This is a genomic window from Ferrovum myxofaciens (assembly GCF_000735045.1).
Taxonomy (GTDB): domain Bacteria; phylum Pseudomonadota; class Gammaproteobacteria; order Burkholderiales; family Ferrovaceae; genus Ferrovum; species Ferrovum myxofaciens.
Map to the genome: position 1 here is coordinate 1 of NZ_JPOQ01000093.1, position 15,188 is coordinate 15,188.

General features: G+C 53.3%; 15 protein-coding genes. 4 read left to right on the plus strand and 11 right to left on the minus strand.

The window, feature by feature from the left end; all coding sequences use genetic code 11:
• Nucleotides 1–192: 192 nt before the first annotated feature.
• On the minus strand, nucleotides 193–534 hold the full coding sequence (locus tag IV91_RS0110730) for a TrbC/VirB2 family type IV secretion system protein (protein WP_031598269.1): 342 nt from the start codon (nucleotides 532–534) through the stop codon (nucleotides 193–195).
• Nucleotides 535–705: 171 nt separating this feature from the next.
• On the opposite strand from IV91_RS0110730, the gene IV91_RS16880 reads away from it, so the two are divergent.
• Nucleotides 706–1,326, plus strand: coding sequence for an HNH endonuclease (locus IV91_RS16880; protein WP_051862566.1), 621 nt, complete (start codon nucleotides 706–708; stop codon nucleotides 1,324–1,326).
• 69 nt (nucleotides 1,327–1,395) lie between these two features.
• Here the strand turns inward: IV91_RS16880 and IV91_RS0110740 are convergent, their stop codons facing one another.
• The 4 genes from IV91_RS0110740 to IV91_RS18450 form a co-directional block, all read right to left on the minus strand.
• The gene (locus IV91_RS0110740) at nucleotides 1,396–1,974 is read right to left on the minus strand and encodes a S26 family signal peptidase (protein ID WP_051862567.1); all 579 of its coding nucleotides are present in this window, start codon (nucleotides 1,972–1,974) and stop codon (nucleotides 1,396–1,398) included.
• Nucleotides 1,971–3,905, minus strand: a complete 1,935-nt coding sequence (locus tag IV91_RS0110745; protein WP_200874380.1) for a type IV secretory system conjugative DNA transfer family protein — start codon at nucleotides 3,903–3,905, stop codon at nucleotides 1,971–1,973. The genes IV91_RS0110740 and IV91_RS0110745 overlap by 4 nt, the downstream gene beginning before the upstream one ends.
• 102 nt (nucleotides 3,906–4,007) lie before the next feature.
• Nucleotides 4,008–5,312 carry an ArdC family protein gene (locus tag IV91_RS0110750; RefSeq protein ID WP_051862569.1) on the minus strand — a complete coding sequence of 435 codons (1,305 nt, stop codon included), beginning with the start codon at nucleotides 5,310–5,312 and terminating at the stop codon, nucleotides 4,008–4,010.
• Entirely contained in the window at nucleotides 5,305–5,448 is a 144-nt protein-coding gene (locus IV91_RS18450) for a hypothetical protein (protein WP_160171568.1), read from the minus strand. Before IV91_RS18450 ends, IV91_RS0110750 begins: the two co-directional genes overlap by 8 nt.
• A gap of 61 nt (nucleotides 5,449–5,509) precedes the next feature.
• Here IV91_RS18450 and IV91_RS0110760 point away from each other — a divergent pair, with 61 nt between their 5' ends.
• Nucleotides 5,510–5,782: an addiction module protein gene (locus tag IV91_RS0110760; protein WP_200874381.1), complete on the plus strand. Its 273-nt coding sequence runs from the start codon at nucleotides 5,510–5,512 to the stop codon at nucleotides 5,780–5,782.
• A complete protein-coding gene (locus tag IV91_RS0110765; RefSeq protein WP_031598277.1) occupies nucleotides 5,767–6,063 on the plus strand; it encodes a type II toxin-antitoxin system RelE/ParE family toxin in 297 nt (98 codons plus the stop codon). Before IV91_RS0110760 ends, IV91_RS0110765 begins: the two co-directional genes overlap by 16 nt.
• Before the next feature lie 51 nt (nucleotides 6,064–6,114).
• Here IV91_RS0110765 and IV91_RS0110770 read toward each other — a convergent pair whose 3' ends face one another.
• The 5 genes from IV91_RS0110770 to IV91_RS0110790 all read right to left on the minus strand — a co-directional run bounded on the left by IV91_RS0110770 (nucleotide 6,115) and on the right by IV91_RS0110790 (nucleotide 13,392).
• A complete protein-coding gene (locus IV91_RS0110770) occupies nucleotides 6,115–8,427 on the minus strand; it encodes an LPD7 domain-containing protein (protein WP_160171569.1) in 2,313 nt (770 codons plus the stop codon).
• A 7-nt stretch (nucleotides 8,428–8,434) separates the two neighbouring features.
• Entirely contained in the window at nucleotides 8,435–9,382 is a 948-nt protein-coding gene (gene trbB / locus IV91_RS0110775; protein WP_031598281.1) for a P-type conjugative transfer ATPase TrbB, read from the minus strand.
• A gap of 448 nt (nucleotides 9,383–9,830) precedes the next feature.
• Nucleotides 9,831–11,216 (minus strand): OLD family protein, encoded by a 1,386-nt coding sequence (locus tag IV91_RS0110780; RefSeq protein WP_035417819.1) that lies wholly within the window; start codon nucleotides 11,214–11,216, stop codon nucleotides 9,831–9,833.
• A 7-nt stretch (nucleotides 11,217–11,223) separates the two neighbouring features.
• Nucleotides 11,224–12,165 carry a reverse transcriptase family protein gene (locus IV91_RS0110785; RefSeq protein WP_200874382.1) on the minus strand — a complete coding sequence of 314 codons (942 nt, stop codon included), beginning with the start codon at nucleotides 12,163–12,165 and terminating at the stop codon, nucleotides 11,224–11,226.
• 492 nt (nucleotides 12,166–12,657) lie between these two features.
• Nucleotides 12,658–13,392 (minus strand): SDR family oxidoreductase, encoded by a 735-nt coding sequence (locus IV91_RS0110790; RefSeq protein WP_031598284.1) that lies wholly within the window; start codon nucleotides 13,390–13,392, stop codon nucleotides 12,658–12,660.
• 110 nt (nucleotides 13,393–13,502) lie between these two features.
• Between IV91_RS0110790 and IV91_RS0110795 the strand changes: the two genes are divergently transcribed.
• A complete protein-coding gene (locus IV91_RS0110795) occupies nucleotides 13,503–14,414 on the plus strand; it encodes a LysR family transcriptional regulator (RefSeq protein ID WP_031598285.1) in 912 nt (303 codons plus the stop codon).
• 151 nt (nucleotides 14,415–14,565) lie between these two features.
• Here IV91_RS0110795 and IV91_RS0110800 read toward each other — a convergent pair.
• Nucleotides 14,566–15,188: carbon-nitrogen hydrolase family protein (locus tag IV91_RS0110800; protein WP_233418449.1), on the minus strand; the 623-nt coding region annotated here is incomplete at its 5' end.

The following is a 15,188-nucleotide window of genomic DNA, read 5'->3' on the forward strand; positions in this document are numbered from 1 at the left end:
TCGCTCATTGAAAATCTCCATGGATTTTGGCCATCATCTCTGCGAGGTAAGCAGTTTTGCGCAGGGCCACAGCGATTTCTTTCAGGTTGTGACCCTGGTCCAGAAGTGGCTGAATGATTACGGTAATGTCCAACTCTCCAGGTGAGTTATCGTCCGCACCTGTTCCGCCCTTATTCTCTTGAGGGAACATCATCAATAGATCAGCGTACCGGTCAGCCCCATGGCGGCCAGGAATTTGTCACCAAGGACAATGAAGGCGACCCCAAGCACCACAAAGAGCGCTTTCTTGGCGATGCCACCCAGTTCTTCCCCGAACACCAGAGCAGCGCCTGCGGCGAGAAAGGCAATGACGCTGATCGCGGTGGCCACCGGCCCGGTGAGATCACTTTGCAGTTGGATGATGGCGCTGTCCCAGGGTAGTCCTCCAGCCCCGGTGGCGAAGGCATTGGAAATGGTGACCATAAAAAACGCCACGGTCATTCCAGCGCGGTGCGCAACTTTGGATCGAACTGCATTCACGATTGATTGGTTCATTTTCGTACCTTCCCTATCAGTGATGGCCCTCGACATGAGGGTCCTATTCAGACTCGGTGGGGAGGGAATGGGAGGCTAAAGGCAGGCGCTTCTGAGGGCGAATACACCCTATAATGAGAATGTCGAAAGGTGTCCAGATACTGTCTTGAAATTCCACTGACTGAGGTGCTTATGATCCCCAAAGGACTCCATCACGAACATTTCAAGCAGGCGGCTACGGAAATTGACCGTAACGGGGTTCCCGCCGAACGCAGGTCGGTTTACTACGATTTGGTTATTGAGGGAAAGCGATACCCACCAAAATACATCGTGTCTCTCGCAGCAAAATTTGCAACTGGCGAAGAACATCTGCCAGCCGATTTCAACGCAGTAGAGGCAAAGAAATTTTTTCTGGGCAAAGGCTATGAGGTTGTTGATCGCAGAGCAAAAGCCGAAGATGTGGTGGTTGATGAAGACGATGAGTCTGCTTTTCCAGAAGGACGGGAATCATTCAAAATCCATCGTCAGCGTGAACGCGACGGGAAAATGCCACGCAAGGCAAAAGAGAAACGGCTTGCCGAAACCAAAAAACTTGAATGCGACATTTGCGGAATGGATTTTCATAGCGTTTATGGCAAGTTAGGGTATGGTTTTATTGAAGCGCATCATACAGTTCCGGTATCGAAACTCAACGGTGCAGTGAAGACAAAGCTCGACGATTTAGCGCTCGTATGTTCCAATTGCCATCGTATGCTACATAGAGGTTCAACTCTTCTCACCATAGAAGAACTTAAGAAGTTGGTTCAGAGATAATCAATCACCTACGATCAAGTTGGGTCGCCATCGACGCACCGACGCAAAACCTCTCCACACGAATTCCCTCTAATCCCCCCGCACCCCCCTCCCAAAAACATCAAATGTCTTGACACGCTCACGAACTCGACTCTCATCTATCGCTCCCCAGTACCGACTATCAAAACTCTGTGTCGCTTGTTCTGGCCGGGCTCCACTGCCATAAACCCAGTACTGGTGGGGGTCTAATGTGATCGTGCCAGACTGATGCGGCAAAATTACCCAAGGAAATTGCATCGATCCTTCCATCTGGCCGCTGTATGGCAACTGGCGATGGTTGATCAGAATCCCATTGGGACTTACCTCAATGACATCCCCAGGTACTCCGGCGATGGTCTTGAACATGGACATTCCCCCGTTCGGACAATCGCCTTGCATATAGAATGGAAATCGCTCGGGAGTTACTGCGTCGGGCGGACAGAATTCTACACGGCTTCCCCTGTGAATCACAAAGTCAGACCGCATGGGTTCCATGCGGTATAACCCCAATGGTTCACTCTCGGTCAGATTGATGCGCCAGCCCGTCTGCAGAATCGTGAAGGATGTCATGGCCATCATGATCAGTATGCCCACGGCCATATAAAGCCGACGCACTGTACCCGCATTCATGATTTCCGTCCTGTCGTGGTGGCCGCCCCCAACTTGATGCGCTCACTCAGAGCCGCATCCTGGTAATACCTGATTTTCTGGCAGTAAACCGGGGCATATCCCGCCACGAAGACCAACTCATCGTCTGGTGGCAGGCGCATGCACTCGTCAGCAGTGAGTAGTGGCCGCTGGACGATCTGTTCATTGGTGTTGACATGCTGAAGCACCACGGCCAACCGGTTCCCGGAATACTGACGCTGGGTATGACTCACGGTAGATTGTCCTGCCATCTTCGAGAGCAGTTCGGCGGTTTCGATCTTGTTGGGCGCATAGGCCACCCGGATGTGGCAATTGCTGATGACGGATTCATCCTTGCCGTAGGCGGCAAACAACTGGCTCAGATCCTGCACGATCAATAGTGCCTTGAGCCCATACCCCGCAATAAAAGCCAGCGCCTCCTGAAAAATATCCAACTTCCCCAGACTGGGAAATTCATCCAGTACCAGCAGCAGTCGATGAGGGTAGCGGCTTTTACTGGCCCCACCGGTATCAAAATCCATGCTTTCCGTCAGCCGTCTGACAACCTGGTTGATGATCAGACGCAAGAGCGGTTTCAGCCGGTCCTTGTCGCTGGGAGGAACCACCAGATAAAGTGAAGTTTTTTCCGGGACTTTCTGTCCATCCATAACCACACCGCCCATAAGGCTTTCCAGCGTGAAGTCTGAGGTTCGCGTGTTATTGGCCACGATGGGATCGCGATACAGGGACAGGAAGGATAACGCCGTGGACAATACGCCTGATGCCTCATTCGGAGCCTTGTTCAGAAAAGACTGGCTCGCCTGGGCGACGGCCTCCCAGCCAGTAACCAGATGGGGATCGGTAATGGTCTTGCATTTATCGATGGCGATATCCCGGATAAAAGTCATCACGGCTTGGGAGCCTTCCGGCGGTTGATCCCCTTCCTTCTGCTGACTGGCGGCTTCCCTGGCTTTCTGATTGGCAATGTCGCGAATTGCACCGCCATCCGACAAAATGGCTTGAACCGTGTGTAGACAGCGTAATTTGGTGTCAGGGCCAGTAGTATCCCAATACAACAGGACAAACAGTACGACCCCGGTCATCAGATCAAAACCGGTCTTGGCCCAGTGGTCATTAAGTCCCTTGCCATCCGGATCCACGATCATGGTGGCGATGTTCTGAACATCCTTGATCAGGTTGGCATCAAGTCGAATTTCCTGTAACGGGTTAAACCGGGCTGAATCGGCAGAGGTGGGGTCAAACTTGACGACCCGTTGTCCCAGTACTTGCTGCCGGAACCCGCTGGTCAGCGCCCAGTTTTCTCCCTTGATGTCGTGGACCAGTACAGACTGGTCCCAGGAGAGTAAGGTGGGAATCACAATCCCCACCCCTTTCCCGGACCGGGTCGGAGCAAACACCATCATGTGTTCTGGCCCCTTGTGCCGCAGGTACTGCACATTTCCCTTGTCCTCAAAAGCCCCGAACAGAACACCTCCCTTGTTATGCTCGTCGGGAAGGATCCCGGCCTTTTTGACCTCCTCAGCCGTGGCCCAATGAGCGGATCCATGCAGGTCATTGGTTTCGGCATCCGCTTTGCGCGTCCGGCGATAGGCTACTGCCACCGGCAACACCAGAGAAAAGAACCCCCCCACGCCCATGATGATATGAGCCCGTGTAAAGATCTCCATGGTTTGAATGCTGTATTCCTGCCGGTCGAATTTCCAGGTCCAAACAAGAATGTCGAAAGGAAAGTAGGTATACGGCATCATGGGTGTGCCAAGCCCAGGATCAAACCCCAAAGCCCAGGCCGCGTACTCGGTTGCAATCCAGCAGGAGAGCAATACGATCATGACAAAGAGCCCCAGCCCCACCCAGACAAAACGGGTGATGTCATGTTGCGCCTTGGGAATATGATACAAAGCAATGTTGTTCACGGGGATCACTCCAAGAAAAATGGCCCGTGTCGTGGGCCAAACGGCGAGTACCCAACCTTGGAGAGGATAAAGGGCTACTCGCGCAGCAGTGGTTACTACGCCTTAGCGCTCCAGGTTACGGTTATGCCTGACTGGGATACGCGGAAGATCTGGCATATTCTCTTTGGGCACATCCAACACGGGATGCTGGCGCTCCTGTTCTACTTTGAAAGTGACCGTGTTATTTGTCGGTCCGGTGCGTTGTGACGGGTCTGCAACCTTCTGTTTTTCTGAACTCACCTGATCGACTTGTGCATTCTCCATCGTCACCGTAGATTCCCTGGTGTGGTCGATCTGCAAGTCCCGTTCCTTGGCTAGGACATAATCCACGGCCTTCCCAGCTTCTGCGGCCGCCCGAAAGATTTCGTGCTTGTCCTTCTTGAGAACCTCAGACCAGTTTTTGACATAGGCCTGGTGTTGCGTCATATCGTGGGGAATGCCGGTTTGTACCGCCATAAAAGCACTGAAAATCTCGGCCCGGAGTTCCTCTTTGGCATACCCTTCCGATCCAAACCGGTGGCCACCCGTAATTCCCTCCCGGTTCAGACGCTGGGCAGCCCCTGTGGCATGCCCGATTTCGTGCAAGGCCGTGCCGTAATATCCCTCAACTGTTTTGAAACTCTGCCGGGGTGGCAGTGAGACTTCATCGCGTTTGGGAGAATAAAAGGCGTGTTCGGGATGCTCGGCAAAGCCCAGGCTATCCTTTTGCATGGCCGCCATGATCCGCTCGGCTCGCTCATTCGTCGGAATTTTGTAATCAGGGAGTATCAGGGGAGGAAGTTTCTCCAGATCGGTACACTGTTCCACATTGAAGACTACATAGGTGCGGGCTGTGATTCGGTCCAGTGTCTTATGGGCTTCATCCCAGGTGAGCACCTTGTCCTGATGGTGGACTTTGAGTTCTCTGGGGCAAATGGCCAAGGTTGAGGTGCTGTCCTTGAATCCGCCAATATGAACGACATCCCTGTCTTCGCTGAAAACCTTGTAGGCTCGATCCAGGTATTTGATGCTCGTATCCCGGCGCTGATAGAAAGGCTCCTTCCCCCAGAATTCGACGGGGATCCCTTTCTCACCTCTGGTGACTTTTCCGCCCAGTTCATTGATCTGTTTGAAGGTGCCGTATCGAGGGTCCTTATGCCCCCGGTCTCTTTGCTCAAGCATCAATATCAGACTGTTGGCACCGGTATATTCACGACCGCTCACCATATTGCGCGGCATTCCGAGTTCCAGTGATTCCCAGGGCTTGTTCCAAGGAATTTCTCCCTTGTCCAAGGCTTCAACCAATTTGTCCGTGACCTCCTGACGAAGATCTCTGGGCTTCTTAACTCCCCCTTCCTCTTTTTTCTCTTTCTCTTTTTCGTCACTCATGATCAGGCCCCCTCAGAGCGGTTTTACACTCCTCAGGCGAGAGGCCATAGTCACTCACGGGGTCCTTGCCCAGCGGAATCTCCCAGGTCACAAATTCATCGGTGGCCTCAGCGGCCAATAAATGCGGGATTTTCATATAGCCTCCTTGAAGTTGACCCCGGGGTGGGGCCATACCAGGACTCTGCAGGGAAGGAACGATGAACATAGCGTGCTTCGAAAAGGGTACAATCTGCGATATGAACAGTATTTCTATTGCCGACATTCTTGGGCTTCCAGTGCAGGAGCGCATTCGTCTCGTTGAGCTCATCTGGGACAGCGTGGCAGCGGTTCCTGAAGCTGTGGAAGTTTCTCCCGCATTAAAAACTGAGCTCGAAGCACGCTTGAAGGAGTTTGAGGAAAACCCGGAAGCGGGTTATTCTTGGGACCAAGTCAAGTCGCGGCTTAAAGATGGTTCATGGCTTTCCGCCTGAAATTTTCTTCGCGCGCGTTGCGCGAAACTGGCGAGGCCCAAGAGTGGTACGAATTGCAAAGCCCCGGGCTCGGTGAAGAATTCATTGCCGCAATGGAATTACAGTTAAAACGGCTTGAGCAGGCACCGCTACTTTACGCTGAGGTAATCCCCGGTATTCGCCGAACTCTTCTCCCCCGGTTTCCTTATGGTCTGTTTTATGCGGTGCGGGGTGATCTCGTACATGTTTTGGCTGTGTTGCACGACGCTCGCAATCCGAATCGTTGGCCCCAAACCAGTTAATCCCGTGCTCAAACACAACGATGCAAAAAAGCGCACCTAAAAATCCCCACATTAGCGCCTCAGCTCGGTCTCTCGCGATTTCTGCTCATGCCTGGCTGCGGTTTTATGTTCTTTTCTGGTTTTGTCTTCCATTTGCTGGTCGATGTTGCGCGTGCGCAGTTGTTGCTGATTCTGTTCTCTCTCCAATTTTTCCCCGGTCAATTGCTCATAGGACAATTTGCCAAGTTCGGTGAGTTGGAACTTGTCGTCAATCAATGCCGGATGCTTTCCGCTACGCAGCAGTGATACCTGTTCCTCAGTCAGAACTCCGCCACTTCCAGCGATCCGAAGTGCCTGGGCCCTGTGCCAATCAAGTCGGGCCAGAACACAGTCCCCCGCGATGCCATCCTGATCGATGTAATTTTCTTTGCGTCCGACGCCAGAAGAATTTGCCTGGTCAGATGAAACTGGCATGGCGGATTCGGAATTCTGTCTTGAGGGCTCATATCCTCCGGCGGGATTTTGACCTCGTTGCCATTCTACCTGTAAGTCTTGATTCTGGATTTTGAGGCCCATCCTCCCCGCGATTTCAGCAGATCTCACCAGAAATTCATGACTACCAGTCAACTGGAGGCCTTTGGTTATGTCGAATTTCTGCTCTGCCAAGCGCAAGGCCACCTTGATTTCATGGTCTGTCGTCTTGATCAGGTCTACCCGTTCCCCACGGTCACTCATGACCCGCTCGCCATTGCGCGCATAGTGAACGGCTTTGCCATCCGGCCCATCTTCGATTTCATGGGTCAAGCCTTCCAATACTGCGGCAGGCTCCACGGGCTCCTTGCGCTGACCCGTGATAGTTGTCAGAGCCTTCTTCCGTTCAATTTGCAAAAGTTTTGCGGCCTCTGTGTCTGCTTGCGCGCGCTGTTCAAGGAATTCCAAGAAGGTCGGAACCGATTGAATGCCCCGTCTTTCCTTGTCCTGATGTTTTTGCAACTCTTCGAATCGTTTGGCGATTTCAAAGGTGATGAGTGAGTTTTTGAATTCATGGGAGAGTCCTTCCAGTTCGGTGGATTTTTCATCACGAATCTTGTCCTGTGATTTGAGGAGATCCTCGCGCTCCTGACGGTGCCGTACATCAAGGTCAATGTGTGCCTGATTTGATAATTCCCACAAAAAATCTGTCGATTGATGCCATTCCTGCAGCAAACGGCGTTCAGAATTTTCAGCGCGGGGGGGCTTTGCCTCTGATTCTTCCAGAGCTTTATTCACTGAATCAAAAATCGACGGACTTTGAACGGGATCAAGTGGGGATTTTTCCATGAAGGTCTCCTGGGTTATAAGTGTGACGGGGATAAGATGAGGGGATATAAGTTTCTCAAGCTGTTCCTGGCTCATCGGGTGACTGATGATCTCCAGTACAGAGTCAGGGCCGGTATCTCGTAACAGATCCCTTGCGTCGTAACCAGAAGGAGTCACCCCATGAGGTTTTATGGGCAAGGCAATGCCTGTTGCACCGCTGAACACTCTGGCGGCTTTTAGCGCGTAATACTGGCCTTTGTAAGATTGACCTTCGAATGGATCCCTCTCGCCATCATTGTCTGCACAGATCACAATCGAGCCCTGCAGCCTGCTTTTCAGGGCTTCGGCTACCTCTGTCAGATTTTGGGCAGACATCGCGACAATCACTGGCAACCCCGTGGCCTGGTGGATGGCCAGTCCCGTACCGACCCCCTCGCAGAGAACTACTCGCGGTACTGTCGTGATTGCCTCAAAGGCGCGTAGTGGGGCTTCTTCATCTTTTCCGACGATCGGGATCACCGAAAATGCCCCTTTGGTTGGGGTCCCTGTCACAAAACGCTTCTTGGGAGATTGCCCTGGTTCTGCCCACTCTATCCGCTGCATACCGACCCAACTTGCTCCACTCTGCTTATCCAGAGCGAGCATAGGAATCAGTAACTGCACCCGCCCCTGTCTGAATCCTGCCGGGCGCAATTTGGGGATCTCAAGATAGGGAAAGTTTACGACTTCACGGGATTCATTCCAACGTGCCAGCGCATCAAGGACAGCCTCCTGATGCTTCAGTGTCTGTTGTTGCTTCCACGCGGTCCTCTCGGCACTGATTCTGGCTTTTTCATCAGAGGTCAATTTCCGAGCGGCGGATCCCGGTCGATAGTAAGACGGCTTGCCATCAGATTTGAAATTGAGAACCCAACCACTGCCATCCCCGCGCAGAAGGTAGGCCGCGTCCCCTTTTCCGGAGGGACCATCGCCCACGTTAGCCCGGTGTATCCGACCATCGGATTGTAACTGCTGGCGCTCAATATATACTCCCAGAGACTGGGCAAAATCGATGAAGGAAAGCACGAAAATCTGTTCAATCATCATAGACTCCTTATGCGGCACGCTCGACCCTGAAACCGCCGCTGGGTGACCATCCTCGGACGATGGCAACCTCCTCAATATGGCGACCCCGTGAGGTCCGCTTGATCGAAACGACCACATTCACAGCTTCAGCAATAAGTTCTGGGTTAGGAGGCACACCGGCTTCCTGAATCAGTTGACCAATCCGGATCAGCGCAGCGCTGGCATCGTTGGCGTGAACCGTTCCAACTCCGCCCGGATGACCGGTATTCCATGCCTTGAGTAAAGCCAAGGCGCTGCCATCGCGTACTTCACCCACCACGATCCTGTCAGGTCTCAACCGCATGGTTGCCCGCAACAGGCGCGTCATGTCGGTGTTGTCAGATGTTCTGAGGAAAACCACATTGTCAGCAGAGACCTGTAACTCACGGGTATCCTCGATTACGACAATCCGGTGATCTGTATCTATCTTGGCCACACAGTCCAGAATAGCGTTGGCCAGCGTGGTTTTGCCGGTACCCGTTCCTCCACAGACCAAAACATTCCGACGATCAGATACTGCGGTTTCGATGGCCAGGCATTGATCACCCGTCATGATCCCTTTGCTGACATAATCTTCCAGCGTGAACACCAGCAAGGCTTTTTTGCGCAAAGCAAAACTAGCCCGTTCCACCAGTGGCGGGATCAATGCCTCGAAACGGCTGCCATCCAGTGGCAATTCACACTCAAGAATCGGTCTGTCACCAGTGACAACGGTATCCAGCATCGCGGCTACGGTATTGACGATGGTGAGGGCTCTCACAGCATCGATGCGCGCCGTGCATTGCATGCCTGCTCCAAGCCGGTCAATCCAGAGATTGCCGTCAGGATTGAGCATTATTTCCACCACATGCTGATCATCCATAGGACCGATAATCTCCGGCCCCAAGGCTCGACGCAATGCCTCTTTCTGGCGTGTTCTGGTTTGGCTTGCTTCCATCAGTTCTGCTCCCTATATGGCCAGTGGCCTCATATACAGGCTCTGCAGGGAGGGAATCTTTATGGTTGAGGTTGGATTGGTGTCTGCGGCAAAATAGGGCCATAATGTGACCCAATTACCGATCATGAAATCACGCTTACTACTTGCTGATGCCAGTTTTATGGAACCGCGCCGAACTGACACTTTGTGCCTTTACTGACTTTCGTGCTGTCACAAGTCGAAAGGCGGGTGACAAAGTACAGCAGCCATTCCTGACGACTGGTCACCGACAAGTCCTCGGCCATAGCGGACAAACGGTATTGCGCCGTGAACGACAGAACTGGCGAACATTCCGGACACTCAGACTGCAAGGGGTCTACTAATTCTGGGGCAATTCAACTTTTCTCTGTGTCGCTGACCAATGGAGAGATGGAATTATATTCCAGGAGGTTGGATCATCGCCGGAACTCTAGGACTGCACGGGGGCCACGGGCGCGACATGTGGGGAAAGGAAGGGGTGAAGAACCTGCTCGGCGAAGCCCTGTATTTCGCCAGCCAAGGGCGCGCAAGCCAGTTCAACCATTTCCGCGTCGGGCCGAAGCCGTTCGCGCTGACATGCTTTGAAGAGGGCCTTTTTATGGCCCTTTTCGTCCTTCGCGGGGAGCGAAGCATACACGCTATCCGGCAGCCGGGGTGCAAATTCTGACTGGTCATACACGGTCTCGAATGCGCTTTCAAGCGACCACAGCGGCATGCAATAGGTGTCAGGTTTGCTGGCGTTACCAGTTCCGGCTTGGTCTCCGTCTAGGATTGCGATGACCGCATCCGCAGGTGCAAGGAATTCATGGGTTCGGTTCCGCTCAAGGAGGCCAATGACCTGACCAACACCACCCACCGGAATAATGAGGTAGCTGTAGTAGGTTGGCATGCAATACCTGTCAATGTGATGCTGAATGACCAGTTTGGCGGCGTCGTCTTCTACCAAGATGTATCGATCCCAACCACGGAAACCAAACAGCAGGCTCTTGACATACGCGAACGAGCGTTCCTCAAGCATCGACTGCTCGCCAACCACCTCAAAATTGAGCAGTTCACCTTCGCGCAGGGTTTGCATGAGCGCGAGCGAATGGCTAGTGAAAACGATGTTGACCGAAAACTTCGTACACAGCGTGCGCAGTTCACCGATCAGCCGCGCCTGGGCTACTGCGTCAAGGGAGATGTCAATCTCGTCGATGAAGATGAGTCGAGGCCCAGACTGCAGTCGTCGGAAGAGGTTCACGAGGAAGAACTCACCCGAACTGAAGTAGTCCTCACGGACATAGCGATCGTTCTCGACCCGATAGAAACAGCAGGCGCCTCGTGAGAACTTAACCTCTCGCAAGTTCTCGAATCGGGCTTCGCCGTAGATGCAATTCAAGAATTTGATCATGGTGTCAGGCCGGGTATCGTCGTCCAGGATGATCGCACGACGAATTTCGGTGTCTGCTTCGGAGAGTGCATGGAAGTAGCTGAAGCGCTGACCGTGTGGAATCGGTAGTTCAACGGCGATCAATGACTTCAGCGACTCCGGCACCGGTTGGCGAGTGCTCAATGTGCCCACAGCTGGGTCGTAGGTGAATTCGAACGAAGCGCCGTTGAGGGTGTAACGCACGAAGCTGCTATCGCGCAGCGCACCATCCGAGGCCGTGCGCCGAAATGTGTCTGCCAGCGCAAAGTTCATGATGGTCTTCGCCAATGTGGTTTTACCTACGCCGTTGCGGCCAACGATACACAACGGTGCATTGCGGTCGATATCTATGCAAAACGTCAGGGCCTTGATCGGACGGACGTCTCTGATCTCTACATGCAACTGCATGGGGGCCTCAACCGAAGGACCGATGCAGGAACATATCCACCACGGCGGCCCCGTACTTGCGTCGGAGTTTCTCCAAATACAATTGGTCCACGGTATTGACATAGTTCAGCAGGCCAGCGAGCCGAGCTTCGGTCTTGGCGGTGCCGGCATCCAGCATTGTGTTGAACTTTTCGCGGTCACGGAGGTATAGGTGGAGCATAGTTTCGATCTTGTCCTTGATCGAGGTGTCGACGGAGATGGTTCCGTTAGGTAGGAGCGCCATGCCCAGCAGCTTAATCTTCTCGCCGCGGTGTAGATACTTCGACTTGCCGCGGTGCAAGCGCAATCCCCCTTCAAACATACGATCAAGGTGGTCATTGAGGGACCCCTCTCCCGATTCCACAGTAGCGCGCTCGCCTGACGACAGGATGATGTCATCGGCGTAGCGTGTGTAGATCGCGCCAAGTTCCTGGCAGCGAGCATGGAAGACGATGTCGAAAGGATACAGCACAGCGTTGCTCAGGCTCGGTGAGGTCGAGAACCCGATTGGCAACGCATCATCTACGCATAGCAGGTCAAGCACATGCTCCAGATGGTCGGACAGATCAGCGATAGGAATCTCCGCCATAGCGCTAGTGATCGTCTTGCGCACGATGTCGCGCGTGATGCTGGGAAAGAACGACTCAATGTCGGTGACGAAGAAATAGCGACTCAGCGCGTGCTGCTCCACAGCGGCGCGGGCACTGACCCCCTTCCGGTACGAGAACACGGCCTCCTCGTGAACCGGGAGGAAATCGACCAGGAATAGACGCAAGAAATTATGATACGCCCGGAGGCGTTCGCTCGGATTGATGAGTACTCGTTGCTTAGTACCTTGGCGGAGGTGAGCGCGTCCGAAGTCGTCCTCGGACACTTTTCGCATGAAATCCGTAAAGTCGCGCTTACCATGGAACATGGCTTCAAACAACATCTTCAGTGACTTCTTCGCAATGGGCATAGCAGGCGTACCAAGAGTTGACAGGACTAGAGTTTTTCACATATAGTGACCAAATGCTGGCTGACTAGGAGTATCTCCGGTCGCAAAGGCCAGCCTCTAGGCCGTCTGATTCTACTGCGTGTGCCCCCCCGTGTACAGGACTTCTGTACACGGTGGGGGCACACGCAGGATATAGATTGCACCATACTTCCTTCTTGAACTGACCTGTAGTTAGCCACGCCGGTCACTGCACTCCTGCTTGTGACTGAAGCGCCCCCAAAACAGTAGGCATTTTCAGCCTGATTGTCTGGAATGTACACCAATGCAGTCATCTCAACACCGCGATAACATTGATAACATTTGTCCGTAATGTTTGTCCGTAATGGCCGAGCAGTGTGAATTGGCCTTCCGACCGGTTCCGAAGTACAGCAGTCGTTCAATGTGCCGAGGTTGGGGAAAAAATTAAATCAGATATTGCGGAGGCGACTATACGAAGCGACCGCCACCGTCGATGTGGAGGACTTCGGCATTCATATAGCCGTTACTGAGTAGGAAAGTGATCGCCTCTCCAACTTCATCCGCGCGACCGGCTCGACCGACCGGCAATTGCTCCGCCGCTTGTGCGAATATCGCCGCCCGACCTTCAGGGCCGAAAACATCGAACAGTGACGTATCAATGAGGCCTGGTGCGATGACATTGACGCGAATAGGCTTTAGTTCGAGAGCGAATGAGCGCGCGAGCGCCTCTATACCACGAACTGCCGCCGCTGTGATCGAGGCGCCATGGGCTGGGGGACGGTCCGAAAACTGTCCGCCCATTAACACGATTGATCCGGTTGGCGGCATTGAGGGTAACGCGGCCTTGATGGCATAAACAGCCCCAGCGATACGTTGTTGAATCTCGACGAGCAATTGATCCGGATCGGAATCGGCCAGTTTACCTACGTGCAAGACACCGGCAGTAATCACAAGGTGATCTACCCGCGTCATACCGTTAAATACAGCCTCGACGCTTTTTCGTTCTGCAATATCGGCGATTGCCGTTTGCGCGCCCCCGATTTTGCGGGCGGCAGCCTCAAGTTTTGCTGGCGTTCGACCTATAAGGGTGACAATTGCTCCTTTGGCTTTTGCAGCCACCGCTGTTGCCAAGCCAATACCGGAGCTTCCGCCGAATATAACGACATGTGCGCCGTTAAGGGGTGTTTGCGTGCTGATGTCCATGTGGTTTCCTTGATGAGATTGAGATGGTGAGACAGAGCGGATATTACGTCATTCCAAATAACCAATGAATATGGCATTATTGAATATAACTTATTCCATAAGAGAATGACTTGGACACACTTCATTCCATGCGGCTCTTCACGCGCGCCGTCGAATTAGGCAGTTTTTCAGCAGTCGCCCGAGAGGAAAACACCAGCCAGCCCACTGTGAGCAAGATGATTGCTGCGCTGGAGCGACACTTGCGGGTTCGGCTGCTCGAAAGAACAACCACCAGTTTGACGCTCACAGAGGAAGGCAAGCGGTTTTACGAACGAAGCAAGCTGGTAATTGAGGAATATACCGACGCCGTGACGGATGCCCGAGGGCAAACGCACATGTTTGTCGGTGCATTGCGGATAAACGCGCCCGTGGGCTTGGGTGAGTTACGTTTGAACGCGTTAATTCTCGAATTTCTGGCGAAATACCCCGAGATCGAAATCGAATTGATTCTCAACGATCGCGTGATTGACCTAGTTGAGGAGGGCGTTGACGTGGCCATACGGCTTGGAGGTGAACTCCCACCCAACGTCATTGCCCACAATATTGCGTTTTCGCCACGCGTGCTGGTTGCAACGAGAGAGTATGTCGAACGCGCCCCCAAGATCAACAAGCCTGAGGACTTAGCACAACACGAGTATTTTCGCTTTTCTGGGTTAGCCTTCGGAAACCGATTGGAATTTTCCAACAATACCGAGAAAGTCATTGTCCTGACCAACGGACGCTTTCGCGTGAACAGCTCGCTAGCTTTGCGCGAGTGTTTTCTTGATGGAAAAGGATTGGGTAGTGCTCCCGCTTGGCTTGTCCAGGATCTGATCGAGACGGGGGATCTGATTCGATTACTCCCAAACTGGGAAATGCTGCCTCAGCAGGCTCACCTGGTCTATCCGTCTCGCAAATACCAACCGCAGAGAACCCGAGCCTTGCTTCAGTTCATGACGGAAAGAATCCCGAAGTTGCCCGGATTTCATGCGCCGGCCTCCTAGCGGGGACTATGTCCGACAACCCGGAGCACGTTACATCATTTTCAACCGTCCGCTATGGTCGATTTGTACGCGTAGGTCGTCAGGCCGGTTTCTGGGTGAACCACTCAAATGGCTGATCTACGGAATCTATGACCGGCAGTGGAAAGATTGCTCAGGGATGATTTACCGCCACGACCAACGGAAGGTTCAGCAGTCTTGCCCATGATCTGGTACTGCCCATCTGAATCCCGGGCGCTGCCATTGATTGAGCCCACCAATCGTTGGTCATCGCCAGAATCAAGTCCGGTCGTTGTGCCATGGCTTCCAGCCAAGTCCATGGCTGAACCTGTTCCACGCAGAGTGAAGCCCAGACTCGTCGGTTTTCAATCAAAAAAACAGACTGCCACCATGCTGGCTGAAGACCGTTCCTTTTCCACGGGAGCCAGTCCCCGCCGAGCAGGAGCCCGGCCGCATTTGCGACAGACACTGGACTGGGGTGGTCCCTTCTGACCAACATGACCGCATCGGATCCATTGTGTTTGGAATCGGCCCCGATCAGCCAGGTCTGCCCCATTGGAACCGCATGAGAAAACTGATGCTGAGTCCCTGGATACCAGTTATTCAGTACCGCTTCCGGAAAAACCACCACTCTTGCATTAGCCCCTGCGCGGTAAGCGGTAAGCCAGCGGCGTTGTATTTTCCCGGATAATTTTTCTGCATACTCCTCTTCAGATTGTGACACAGGAGAGCAGGTATGGAAACCAAGCGTAGCAGGAGAATTCGCCACAGCAGGCA

What these genes read in the sequence shown, in the direction of transcription:
- IV91_RS0110730 (WP_031598269.1), bottom strand. Translation starts at nt 534, where the DNA reads ATGAACCAATCAATCGTGAATGCAGTTCGATCCAAAGTTGCGCACCGC.
- IV91_RS0110780 (WP_035417819.1), bottom strand. Translation starts at nt 11,216, where the DNA reads ATGCAGTTGCATGTAGAGATCAGAGACGTCCGTCCGATCAAGGCCCTG.
- trbB (WP_031598281.1), bottom strand. Translation starts at nt 9,382, where the DNA reads ATGGAAGCAAGCCAAACCAGAACACGCCAGAAAGAGGCATTGCGTCGA.
- IV91_RS0110750 (WP_051862569.1), bottom strand. Translation starts at nt 5,312, where the DNA reads ATGAGTGACGAAAAAGAGAAAGAGAAAAAAGAGGAAGGGGGAGTTAAG.
- IV91_RS0110765 (WP_031598277.1), top strand. Translation starts at nt 5,767, where the DNA reads ATGGCTTTCCGCCTGAAATTTTCTTCGCGCGCGTTGCGCGAAACTGGC.
- IV91_RS0110785 (WP_200874382.1), bottom strand. Translation starts at nt 12,165, where the DNA reads ATGTTGTTTGAAGCCATGTTCCATGGTAAGCGCGACTTTACGGATTTC.
- IV91_RS0110760 (WP_200874381.1), top strand. Translation starts at nt 5,510, where the DNA reads ATGAACATAGCGTGCTTCGAAAAGGGTACAATCTGCGATATGAACAGT.
- IV91_RS0110770 (WP_160171569.1), bottom strand. Translation starts at nt 8,427, where the DNA reads ATGATGATTGAACAGATTTTCGTGCTTTCCTTCATCGATTTTGCCCAG.
- IV91_RS0110740 (WP_051862567.1), bottom strand. Translation starts at nt 1,974, where the DNA reads ATGAATGCGGGTACAGTGCGTCGGCTTTATATGGCCGTGGGCATACTG.
- IV91_RS0110790 (WP_031598284.1), bottom strand. Translation starts at nt 13,392, where the DNA reads ATGGACATCAGCACGCAAACACCCCTTAACGGCGCACATGTCGTTATA.
- IV91_RS18450 (WP_160171568.1), bottom strand. Translation starts at nt 5,448, where the DNA reads ATGAAAATCCCGCATTTATTGGCCGCTGAGGCCACCGATGAATTTGTG.
- IV91_RS16880 (WP_051862566.1), top strand. Translation starts at nt 706, where the DNA reads ATGATCCCCAAAGGACTCCATCACGAACATTTCAAGCAGGCGGCTACG.